The organism is Tabrizicola sp., assembly GCF_034366665.1.
In the GTDB taxonomy this organism is placed as follows: Bacteria; Pseudomonadota; Alphaproteobacteria; order Rhodobacterales; family Rhodobacteraceae; genus Tabrizicola.
On record NZ_JAXMMF010000127.1, the window covers coordinates 1 to 11,092 of the forward strand.

General features: G+C 65.6%; 8 protein-coding genes and 1 tRNA gene. 4 read left to right on the forward strand and 5 right to left on the reverse strand.

The features are described from left to right. Positions 1-153 precede the first annotated feature (153 nt). Together xsc and U1E69_RS18495 are read right to left on the reverse strand one after the other, a co-directional pair. The gene (xsc, locus tag U1E69_RS18490) at positions 154-1,926 is read right to left on the reverse strand and encodes a sulfoacetaldehyde acetyltransferase (RefSeq protein ID WP_322245891.1); all 1,773 of its coding nucleotides are present in this window, start codon (positions 1,924-1,926) and stop codon (positions 154-156) included. Positions 1,927-2,084: 158 nt separating this feature from the next. Then, the gene (locus U1E69_RS18495; RefSeq protein WP_322245892.1) at positions 2,085-3,539 is read right to left on the reverse strand and encodes a PLP-dependent aminotransferase family protein; all 1,455 of its coding nucleotides are present in this window, start codon (positions 3,537-3,539) and stop codon (positions 2,085-2,087) included. A gap of 232 nt (positions 3,540-3,771) precedes the next feature. On the opposite strand from U1E69_RS18495, the gene U1E69_RS18500 reads away from it, so the two are divergent. Beyond that, entirely contained in the window at positions 3,772-4,794 is a 1,023-nt protein-coding gene (locus tag U1E69_RS18500; protein ID WP_322245893.1) for a fatty acid desaturase, read from the forward strand. A gap of 288 nt (positions 4,795-5,082) precedes the next feature. After that, complete coding sequence (locus U1E69_RS18505; RefSeq protein WP_322245894.1) at positions 5,083-5,535, forward strand: hypothetical protein; 453 nt, start codon at positions 5,083-5,085, stop codon at positions 5,533-5,535. A 72-nt stretch (positions 5,536-5,607) separates the two neighbouring features. On the opposite strand, the gene tpa is transcribed toward U1E69_RS18505, so the two are convergent. Together tpa and U1E69_RS18515 are read right to left on the reverse strand one after the other, a co-directional pair. After that, positions 5,608-6,990, reverse strand: a complete 1,383-nt coding sequence (tpa, locus tag U1E69_RS18510; RefSeq protein ID WP_322245895.1) for a hypotaurine--pyruvate aminotransferase Tpa — start codon at positions 6,988-6,990, stop codon at positions 5,608-5,610. A 91-nt stretch (positions 6,991-7,081) separates the two neighbouring features. Continuing rightward, positions 7,082-8,095, reverse strand: a complete 1,014-nt coding sequence (locus U1E69_RS18515) for an SDR family NAD(P)-dependent oxidoreductase (protein ID WP_322245896.1) — start codon at positions 8,093-8,095, stop codon at positions 7,082-7,084. 140 nt (positions 8,096-8,235) lie between these two features. Here U1E69_RS18515 and U1E69_RS18520 point away from each other — a divergent pair. Together U1E69_RS18520 and U1E69_RS18525 are read left to right on the forward strand one after the other, a co-directional pair. After that, positions 8,236-8,309: transfer RNA gene (locus tag U1E69_RS18520), tRNA-Cys, on the forward strand. Positions 8,310-8,516: 207 nt separating this feature from the next. Next, positions 8,517-10,475, forward strand: a complete 1,959-nt coding sequence (locus tag U1E69_RS18525; RefSeq protein ID WP_322245897.1) for a divergent polysaccharide deacetylase family protein — start codon at positions 8,517-8,519, stop codon at positions 10,473-10,475. Positions 10,476-10,561: 86 nt separating this feature from the next. Here the strand turns inward: U1E69_RS18525 and U1E69_RS18530 are convergent. Beyond that, the coding region (locus U1E69_RS18530) for a chorismate-binding protein (protein WP_322245898.1) at positions 10,562-11,092 on the reverse strand (531 nt) is incomplete at its 5' end.

Here is an 11,092-nt window from a genome sequence, read left to right on the forward strand (position 1 = left end):
CAACCGCCACGAAATTCAGCGGATTGGTCACAAGATTGGAAGCAGCGATCAACAGCGCCGAAAAACCAAAGCCCGAATAGCCCCGCACAAAGCCCGCCACCAGACAGGCGACCGCCAGCCAGATCAGCGCCAGCGGCCCCAAGTCAAAGGGCATCAGACGACCTGCGGCCGCATGTCGGCCTTCGAGATCCCCGCGACCTCGACTGGCTTCTTCATCGCGTCGCGGCGGAAAGGTTCACCCAGTTCCTGGTTGATCAGCGCCTCGATCAACGTGGTCTTGCCCGCCATCTGGTCGTCGATGGCGCGGCGCAGTGCCGCCGTCAGCTCCTCCATCGTCCGCGCCTGAACGCCCTGCAACCCGCAGGCCTTGGCGATCCCGGCGTAGCTGACGCCCTCGTCCAGCTCGGTGCCCACGAAGTTGTCGTCATACCACAGCGTCGAGTTCCGCTTTTCCGCGCCCCATTGGTAGTTGCGGAAGACGACCATGGTGATCGCGGGCCATTCCTTGCGCCCGATGGCGGTCAGTTCCGTCACCGCGATCCCGAAAGCCCCGTCACCGGCAAAGCCGACGACCGGCGTATCCGGGCAGGCGATCTTTGCGCCGATGATCGACGGCAAGCCATAGCCGCAGGGCCCGAACAGACCCGGAGCCAGATACTTCCGCCCTGCCTCGAAGGACGGGTACGCGTTGCCGATGGCGCAGTTGTTGCCGATGTCACTGGAGATGATCGCCTCTTTTGGCAGCGCGGACTGGATCGCGCGCCAGGCCATGCGGGGACTCATCCACTCGGGCTTGGCCTTCCGCGCCCGGTCGTTCCAGCTGGTGCCGGGATCGTCCTGCTCATGGTCCATCGACGAGAGTTCCTGCGCCCAAGCGGATTTCTTCTGCGCGATCAGGGCCTTGCGTTCAGCCCGCCCCGCATCGCCTGCGGTCTTGGACAGGCGCGCCAGGATGCCCTCGGCCACCTTCTTCGCATCACCAACGATCCCGACCGTCACCGGCTTCGTCAGACCGATCCGGTTCGGGTTGATGTCGACCTGGATCACTTTGGCGTCCTTCGGCCAGTAGTCGATCCCGTAGCCCGGCAGCGTCGAGAACGGGTTGAGCCGCGTCCCCAGCGCCAGGACGACGTCCGCCTGCGCGATCAGCTCCATCCCTGCCTTGGACCCATTATAGCCCAACGGTCCCGCGAACAGGGGATGCGAGCCGGGGAAGGCGTCGTTGTGCTGGTAGCCGACGCAGACCGGCGCGGTCAGCCGCTCGGCCAGGGCCATCGAGGCCGGGATCGCGCCGCCAATCACGACGCCCGCGCCGTTCAGGATCACCGGGAACTTCGCGCTGGACAGCAGCTGTGCCGCGGCCGCCATCGCATCATCCCCGCCCGAGGGCCGCTCGAACTCCACCACCGCGGGCAAAGCGATGTCGATCACTTGCGTCCAGTAGTCGCGCGGCATGTTGATCTGTGCGGGGGCCGACTGGCGCTTGGCCTGCAGGATGCAGCGGTTCAGGACCTCGGCCACGCGAGAGGGGTCGCGGACCTCCTCCTGGTAGCAGACCATGTCCTTGAACAATGCCATCTGTTCGACTTCCTGGAAGCCGCCCATCCCGATCGTCTTGTTGGCGGCCTGCGGGGTCACCAGCAGCAAGGGCGTGTGGTTCCAGTAGGCGGTCTTGACCGCCGTGACGAAGTTGGTGATGCCGGGGCCGTTCTGAGCGATCATCATGCACATCTTGCCGCTGGCGCGGGTGAACCCGTCCGCCATCATCCCGCCCGAGCCTTCATGCGCGCAATCCCAGAACTGGATGCCAGCCCTGGGGAAGATGTCCGAGATCGGCATGAAGGCAGATCCGATGATCCCGAAGGCATGTTCGATCCCGTGCATCTGCAGGACCTTCACGAAGGCTTCCTCGGTCGTCATCTTCATCGCGTCTCTCCATGTCCGATGCGGCCCGCGAAGGCCAGTTGCGCGCAACCTATCCCCGCCCACCAAAGCGCCTTAGGGCCAGTTGGTTCGGCCCGGTAAGGCCAGAAACGGCTCCTCGTGCGACTTCGTCTTCTCGTCGCGAGCGAGGAGTGACGAAGTCATCGACGAGCGACCGCCCGGGCAATCCGCGCCACGCCCTCGGCGATCTTTTGCGGGGCGATCGAGGAATAGGCGAGACGGTAGTAATTGCGTGGCCCCTCTCCGGCAAAGAACGCCTGCCCGGGTTCGATCAGCACCCCGTCGGCGCGAAGGCGCAGTGCCAACGCCCCGGTGTCCACCCCCTCGGGCGCGCGCATCCAGAAGCTCGAGCCGCCAAAGCCGCCCTGCCCCGCGACCTCCAGACCCTCGGCCGCAATCGCCTCGGCCATCACCTGACGCCGGCGGCGATAAGCATTCTTCATGCGGTTGACGAGGGCGTCGTAATGCCCAAGCCCCAGGAAATAGGCCATCGTGCGCTGGATGTGACCGGGCGGGTGCTTCAGCATCAAGCCCCGCAAGGCACGGGCTTCCGCGATAAATCCGGGCGGGCCGACCAGGTAACCCAGCCGTAGCCCCGGAAAGACCGACTTCGAGAACGACCCCGCGTAGATCACCCTGCCGCCCCGGTCCAGGGACTTCAGCGCCGGCGCAACTGGCTTCAGGAAGGACATCTCGAACTCGTAATCGTCCTCGATGATGACAAAGCCCTGCGCCTCTGCCGCCTCGAGAAGGGCCACGCGGCGGTCGACGGGCATGGTGGCGTTCGTGGGGCACTGGTGCGAGGGGGTGGTGAAAACCACATCCGCGGCAAGTCCCTGCACCGGAAGGCCGCTGGCGTCGACGTCCACCGGCACCGCCGTCGCCCCCGAAGCCGCCACGATGGCGCGCCAGGCGGGGTAGCCGGGGTTTTCGACCACCGCCCGCCGTCCCGGCCCCAGAAGCGCCGTCGCCGCGATCCAGAGCGCGTTCTGCGCCCCCATCGTCAGCAGCACCTCATCCTCGCGCGCGGCAATACCCCGGCGGGGCAGGATGGTGCGCAAAAGCTCCTGAATCAGCAGGGGGTCGTCGCGTTCGTAGTAGTCGGTGGTCAGCGCAGCGAAATCGCGCTTTCCCAAAGCCCGCAGCGCACATTGCCGCCAGTTCTGATGGTCGAAAAGCGTGGGGTCGGCCTGGCCGTAGATGAAGGAATAGGGATACCGGTCCCAATCCTCGGGCCGTTCGACCTTGGGCACAAGGGTGAAGCGGCCTCCGGTCAGGCCCTTGAAATCAATCGCCTCGGCATGGGGTTCGGCCTGGGGGAACTCGGGCGCCAGGGGCGCGGTGTCCGACACGAAATAGCCCGACCGCCCGGCCGATGTCAGGTAGTCTGACGACACAAGGTCCGCATAGGCCAGCGTCACGGTGATCCGGCTCACGCCCAGATGCTCGGCCAGACCGCGGGACGAGGGCATGCGGCTGCCGGGGCGAAAGCGGCCCGCCAGAATGCCTTGCGTCACCATCGCCCGGATCTGCTGCTGCAGCGATCCCGTCGCTCCGGGCGTCAGGTAGAAGGCTTCGACGGGGATGGCGGCCATGACACCACGGGATTTGACTGCCGGATCAAGCGGCAAGGGCTTTGCCAAAGTCAAGCGCCCAGAGGGCCGGGATATCTCCGGGACGTGACCGCGCTTTGTATCAATTCTGTTGATCTTCGCCCCGCCGTCGCCTAACCCATGACACGCCTGATGCTTGCGCGCGCCCGCGCTGAGTGCAGAGGGCCAAGCCGACCCCGCCGCGGCAAAGCCGGCGGGAATACTACAGGCCCCGATGCCCGAACCTACTGCAGCCCGATCAGCCCGCGACTGGCTGACCACCCTTTCCCGCTACCGCGAACCCTCGACCCGCCGCAGCCTGTGGGAGCTGGCCGCGACCCTGGTGCCGTTCCTGGCGCTTTGGGTCCTGGCCTGGATGGCGCTGTCGGTCAGCCCCTGGCTGGCTCTGGCAATTGCGATCCTGAACGGCGGCTTTCTGGTCCGCATCTTCATCATCCAGCATGATTGCGGGCACGGCTCGTTCCTGAAGAACCGAACGGCGCAGGACTGGCTGGGCCGGGCGCTTGGAGTGCTGACCCTGACGCCCTATGCCGTCTGGCGGCGCACGCATTCGATCCACCATGCGCATCACGGCGACCTTGACGCCCGCGGGATTGGTGACGTCCTGACGCTGACCATCGACGAATACCGCGCCCGCGGCTGGTGGGGGCGGCTGATGTACCGGCTTTACCGCAACCCGGTCGTGCTGTTTGTCCTGGGGCCCAGCTATCTGTTCCTGCTGCAGAACCGCCTACCGTTCGGGTTGATGAAATCCGGCTGGCGCTACTGGACCTCGGCGATGGGGACCAACGCGATGATCGGCATCGCCGTGGGCCTGATCATCTGGTTCGGCGGGTTCTGGCCCGTTCTTCTGATCTACCTGCCCACCTCGTTGATGGCAGCGACCCTGGGCGTCTGGCTCTTCTACGTCCAGCACCAGTTCGAGGAGACGCATTGGTCCAAGGGCGAAGACTGGCAACTGCACGATGCCGCGCTGGAGGGGTCCTCCCACTACATCCTGCCGCAGCCCCTGCGCTGGTTTTCCGGCAACATCGGCATCCACCACGTCCACCATCTTTATTCCCGCATCCCGTTCTACCGCCTGCCCGAGGTGATCCGTGACCACCAGACGCTGGCCGAGGCACAGCGCCTGACGGTCCGCGAAAGCCTGCAGTCGGTGAACCTGCACCTGTGGGACACCGCCCAAGGCAAGCTGATGAGCTTCAAGGAAGCCCGTAGCCGGTATGGGGTGGCGTAGGCCTGCCTGCGTAGGGTGCGCTACTGCGCACCTATCTTGAAACCACATAGGGCAGAGCCCGACCGCCGGGTGGGCGAGCGACGGCTGAGTAGGGCGCTTTATGGTGCCAAGTACATCTGACGTGGTTCTTGCAGGCTGACGCTGCAAAGCGCCCGCGCGAGGGGGCGGTCGGGCGCTGCCCGGCGGGCTTTGCCCTTGATTCCGGGCAAGTGGGTAGGCAGTTTTGAGCGGCATCTGACTTGGTGCCCACCAAGTCGAAGAATAGTATTCCCGACGCGAGGGTAGCCCGTGATTTCCGTTAAAGTTGCAGTCTTCGCGATACTATTTGTGGTCACCGGTGGTGCAGTGTTCTCGGATTGGTTCCGCCGAAACAAAGCGCTAGCCGCTTGTGCTGGGATAGTCGCAATTGTCGGTTCGTACTATCTCTTTGTAGGAATTCTAGAGGACCTGCGCGATGAAGCGACAAAGGTAGAGACAAACTTTACAGAGGATCAAGTGCGGGCCGCTGCCGTTAATTTTCTACTTGGAGACCCGTATGGGCGTACGGAAGAAGAGGTACATAATAACATCGCCAGCATCGAGTATTTTCAAAAGGGACTTTGCGGATTTGGGCCAAACTGGGTCGTTACCGTGTTTGTGCCTCAAGGTGATGAGCTGAATAATCAATCCATTAAGGGAACGTTGCACTTCGATGACGTCAACGGGCAGTTCGCCTGTTGGAATCTTCCATTCCTAGACTGATCTATTCGTAAACAAAGGCAAAAAGGGTGCCCCTTCCCGGACACCCCCTCGACCAGCAAACGGCCTCAGTCCCTACCCGAACACCCGGGTCAGCGCCCCATCAATCGCCGTGGTGATCTCGTCGATATCGTCCTTCGTCGCGATCAGCGCGGGCGACAGGCACAGCGTGTTGTTCAGCCCCGGCAGCGAGCGGTTGGTGGCCCCGATGATGACCCCCTGCGCCATGCAGTCGGCGACGACGGCCTGGACCTTCTTTTCGTCCGCCGGTTCCTTGGTCGCACGGTCGGCCACCAGTTCAGCCCCCAGGAACAACCCCTTGCCGCGGACGTTGCCGATGATCTTGTGTTTGTCCATCAGTGCGGCGAGGTTCCCCAGGCAGTAGTCGCCCATCGCCAGGGTGTTCTCCAGAAGCCCCTCGTCCTCGATGATCCGCATGTTCTCCAGGGCCGCGGCGGGGCCGGAGGTGCAGCCGCCGAAGGTGGAGATGTCGCGGAAGTAGCTCATCGGGTCCGAGGGGTCGTCCTTGAACATCTCGAAGACGGCTTCCGTCGTCACGGTGCAGGAGATTGCGGCGTAGCCCGAGGCGACGCCCTTGGCCATCGTCACGAAGTCCGGCTTGATGCCGTAGTGCTGGTAGCCGAACCAGGTGCCGGTGCGGCCGACACCGCAGACGACCTCGTCAATCGCCAAGAGGATATTGTATTTCTTGCAGATTTCCTGGACTCGGTCCCAATAGCCCTGCGGCGGGACGATGACGCCGCCGCCGGCGGTGACGGGCTCCAGGATCAGGCAGCCGACAGTGTCGGGGCCTTCGCGCAGGATGACTTCCTCGATGGCGTCAGCAGCACGTTCGCCGTAGTTTTCGACGTCCCACTGCTTGCGGTACTCCAGGCAATGCGGCACGCGGACAAAGCCGTCCGGGAAGGGGCCGTACTGCATTGCGCGCTGGTCCTGCCCGGCAGAGGCCAAGGCGGCGATGGTGGTGCCGTGATAGTCGCGGTCGCGGTACAGGATCTTCCACTTCTTGCCGCCGTGGTGCCGGTGCGCGATCTGGCGCACCATCTTGTAGACCTTCTCGTTCGCCTCGGAGCCGGAGTTGGAATAGTAGACACGGGTCAAGCCCGGCATCTTCTCGATCAGTCGCTTCGAGAAGACCGCACCCGGGATCGACCCGGCGGACCCGGCGAAATAGTTCAGCTTGATCAGCTGGTCACGGACGGCATTGGCGATGGATTCGCGGCCGTAGCCCACGTTCACCGTCCAGACCCCGCCGGACACCCCGTCGATATGTTCCTTGCCCTTGGCGTCCCAGACCCGCATCCCCTTGCCTTCGACGATGACGCGGGGATCGACGCCCGTATCATACTGCTTGTGCTGCGAGAGGTGGTGCCAGACATGGGCGCGGTCGGCCTCGACCACTTGCCCGATGTCGTTCAATCCTGCGAAGCCTTCCATGGGGCCGTCCTTTCGAATGCGTTTCGCGCGGTATCATCGGGGAAACGGCGGCCCGTCCTTAGGACCAGACGCCTGCCGCTGATAGGGCCAGTCAGACCCGGTAATACCCGCGGTACCAGTCTACAAAGCGCCCAAGGCCGGTGGCAAGGTCCGTCTCGGGCTTGAAGCCGGTCAGGCGCTCCAGCAGCGAACAGTCGGCCCAGGTCGCAGGCACATCGCCGGGCTGCATCGGCAGGAAATTGCAGATCGCCTTGCGGCCCAGCAAGGTTTCCAGAGTTCCGATGAACTCCATCAGATGCACCTTGTCGCTGTTGCCGACATTGACGATCCGGTGCGGGGCGACGGGGCTGAGGCTGTCGCCCTCAACCGGCACGCCCCTTTCGGCGGGCATCGGCGGCGCAAGCGGGATCAGGCGGCTGACGCCTTCGACCAGATCCTCGACCGCGGTGAAGTCGCGCCAAAGCGCCCCGTGGTTGTAGACGTCAATCGGCTCACCTTGCAGGATCGCCTTGGCGAACTTGAAATAGGCCAGGTCCGGGCGGCCCCACTCGCCGTAGACCGTGAAAAAGCGAAAAAGCGTGACGGGCAGGTCCCAAAGGTGCGCATAGGAATGCGACAGCGCCTCGACCGCCTTCTTCGTCGCCGCGTAGACGGTCAGCGGGTGATCGGTGCGGTCCGTCTCGTGAAACGGCATGTCGGGGTTGGCACCATAGACCGACGAGGTAGAGGCGATCAGCAGGTGCTTGACCTTCTGCCGCTTCGCCAGCTCCAACACGTTGAAACTGCCGGTGAAATTCGTCTCGATGTAAGACCGCGGATGGGTCAGGCTGTAGCGGACCCCCGCCTGCGCAGCAAGGTGGATGATGACATCGGGCGCGAAATCGGCGCCGATGCGGTCCAGCGTCGCCGCATCCTCGACCAGCGCTTGCGTCGCGGTGAAGCCGGGCATCGCATGCAGGATCGCATGGCGGTTTTCCTTCAGCGTGACGTCATAATAGGGCGTCATCCCGTCGTAGCCATGCACCCGGTGGCCCGCCGCAAGCAGGTGCCGCGCCAGGTGAAAGCCGATGAAGCCCGCGCTTCCGGTGATAAGGATCTTCTGCACGCGACCTGCGCCCCTGCCCGGGCCTGTGCCCGACTGGCGCGGACAATCACTGCGGCCCACCCTCAAGTCAAGCCTGCGGCCAGGCCGGAGGAACCCCTTGCAGCCGCCCGCCCTATCCGCTATCCCTCCCCCACCTTCGCGGCGGGTTGGCGGAGAGGTTACGCAGCGGATTGCAAATCCGTGAAGACCGGTTCGATTCCGGTACCCGCCTCCACTTCCCCCGATCTCGCCACAAGGATTGCCCGCCTGCCACGGTGGCGGCAACTTGTTGAGCAGTTGCAGAAAAATGCGTGAAGCTGGCGCTGCAGCGGGCTATAGTGGCGCAAGTCAGAAGAACGGCGCCGGGAAAACGGGCGATCCGGCAGGGGGCGCGGCGCGTCTCTTGGCAAGGATCGCAGCGGCGTAAAAGCTGGAGGCAGCAGTGGTCGGCAAATTTCTTTTGGGCATGGTTTCGGGTGGCCTTCTGGTGACCGGGGGCCTTGTCATCGGGTCCGCGCTGTTTCCGGTTGCTCCGGCGAACGACAATGCTCCGTCTGCGATGGCAGAGCCGGTCGTGGCCCCCGCGGCGACACCCGCGGATGCCGGTCCGGCCGTCACCGAAGAACCCGTGTCCGCCGCCGAGGCCCAGGTCGACCTGGCCGAAGCCGCCGCCGAAAGCGCCGAGGGTGAAAGCGCGGGGGTCGAAAGCGCCGGGGTCGAGGCCTCCGACACCGCCCCTGCCCCAACCACCGACGTCGAGATTGCCCCCGACACGCCTGTCGAGACGGCCCCAGAGGCCGCGACGGTCGCCGAGGTGCCCGCCGAAACCGCGTCAGCCAGCGACGCCGCCGAGGCTTCGGTCACCGACGCGAAGCCTGCGATCGAAACGACTGCAGCCGCGCCTGAGGCTGCCACGACCGAAGCACCAGAGCCTGCCGCTCTGGCCGCCGAAGTTGCTGCGCCCGAGACATCGGTGGAACCCTCGAAGCCTGCCGAAACCCTTGCCGATGCAGCGCCCGAAGCGCCCGCCGAGACGGCATTGGCCGAAAGTGCGTCTGTGGCCGACGTGGCAAATCCTGCAGCGGAACCGGCCACCGCCGAAGTCGTGCCGACCGAACCTGCAGCAGAGCCTGTCCCTGTCGAACCGGCTGCCGCGCCCAAGATCGTGCCCGAGCCCGAAATCGAGACCGCTGAGGCGGAAACCGTGCCCGAACCGGACGCCCCGGAAACCGCACTTGTCGAGGCCGCGCCCGCCGCCACGGAGGTCGTTCCAACGGTTGAACCCGAGGTCGAGGCCACAGCCCCCGCAGCCGAAGACACCGTCATTGCCGAACTGGCACCCGAGCCGGAGGCTCCAGTCCTGGAAGCGCCCGCCCCCGAAGCGATGCCAGCCGAGTTGACACCCGTCGAGCCGATTCCAGCCGAATCCATGCCAGCCGAACCGGCGGTGATCGAAGCGCCCGAGGGGGCCGAAGACCCGGCTCCGGCCGAGGCGATGCCCAGCCCCGATGCCGACGCCGCCCCCACCGATCCCGCGACCGAGGCAGCGCAACCCGCAATGCCCGGCACCCGGCCCGCTCCCCTTCCGGGCGAGACCGCCGAACCGGAGGCCGAAGCCCGCAGTTCGACCTTCAAGCCCGCCCCGGGCCTGCCTCGTGCCAGCGAGACGGCCGAGGCCCCCGCGACCGATCCTGCGGCAACCGACCCGGCCGCAGCGCCCTTGGACCCGCGCCCGCTGGCGCAGTTCGCCGCGACCTTCGAGAACCCGGATGCCAAGCCACCCTTCGCCATCGTGCTGGTCGATGACGGCAGCGCGGGCCTTGACCGTGCCGGCCTTGCCGCCCTGCCCTTCCCGGTCAGCTTCGCGCTGAACCCCCTGGACCCCGCCTCGGCCCAGCACGCCGCGACTTACCGCGCGGCGGGCAAAGAGGTGGTGATGCTGGTCACCGGCATTGCCGAAGGCGCGATGCCCGCCGACGTCGAAGTGGCGTTCCAGTCGATGGAACAGGGCCTCCCCGAGGCTGTGGCCGTGATGGACCTGCCGGTTCCCAGCTTCCAGAACCGCCGCCCGCTGGCCGCGACCGTGGTGCCGATCCTGAAGGCGCAGGGCCGGGGTCTTCTGACCTGGGATGCGGGGCTGAACGCCGCCGACCAGGTCGCCCGGCGCGAGGATCTGGAAGCCGGGGTGATCTTCCGCGACATCGGCTCGACCGGCGCCGACGCCGCCGCGATCCGCCGCCTTCTGGACCGCGCCGTTTTCAAGGCCGGTCAGGACGGTCGCGTCAGCGTGGTCGGCACCGCCGATCCGACGACGGTTGCAGCGTTGCTGGAATGGACGGTCGAGGGCAAGGCCGCGACGGTGGCGCTGGCCCCGGTGACGGCGGTTCTGACAGTCGAGTGACGCAGCCCGGGTCCGCTCGTCGATGACTTCGTCACTCCTCGCGCGGCCCCCCCGACGAGGAGACGAAGTCGAACGAGGAGGTGCGTTTAGCTGTTCCCGCGCCCGGCAAAGCGGCCCGCGTCTTCAGCTGCGCGGCGCAAGGCGTTGGATTTGTTGACGGTTTCCTGGTATTCCGCCTCGGGGTCGCTGTCATAGACCACGCCCCCGCCCGCCTGGATGTACAGCTGGCCGTCCTTCACCACCGCCGTGCGCAGCGCGATGCAGAAGTCCATCTCGCCATTGGCCGCGAAATAGCCCACCCCGCCGCCATAGACGCCGCGCTTTTCGGGTTCCAGCTCGTCGATGATCTCCATCGCCCGGACTTTCGGAGCGCCGGATACCGTGCCTGCGGGCAGTCCCGCCAGCAGCGCCGACAATGCGTCCTCGCCCTCGGCAATCTCGCCCACCACGTTCGACACGATGTGCATGACGTGGCTGTAGCGTTCGATGATGAAGGTTTCCGTGGGGCGCACGGTGCCGACCTTGGCCACCCGACCCACGTCGTTGCGGCCAAGGTCCAGCAGCATCAGATGCTCGGCCCGTTCCTTCGGGTCGGCAAGAAGGTCCAGCTCCAGCGC

Bases quoted from the DNA above. Each gene is read 5' to 3' on its own strand.
- xsc (WP_322245891.1), bottom strand. From the start codon at position 1,926: ATGAAGATGACGACCGAGGAAGCCTTCGTGAAGGTCCTGCAGATGCAC.
- U1E69_RS18495 (WP_322245892.1), bottom strand. From the start codon at position 3,539: ATGGCCGCCATCCCCGTCGAAGCCTTCTACCTGACGCCCGGAGCGACG.
- U1E69_RS18500 (WP_322245893.1), top strand. From the start codon at position 3,772: ATGCCCGAACCTACTGCAGCCCGATCAGCCCGCGACTGGCTGACCACC.
- tpa (WP_322245895.1), bottom strand. From the start codon at position 6,990: ATGGAAGGCTTCGCAGGATTGAACGACATCGGGCAAGTGGTCGAGGCC.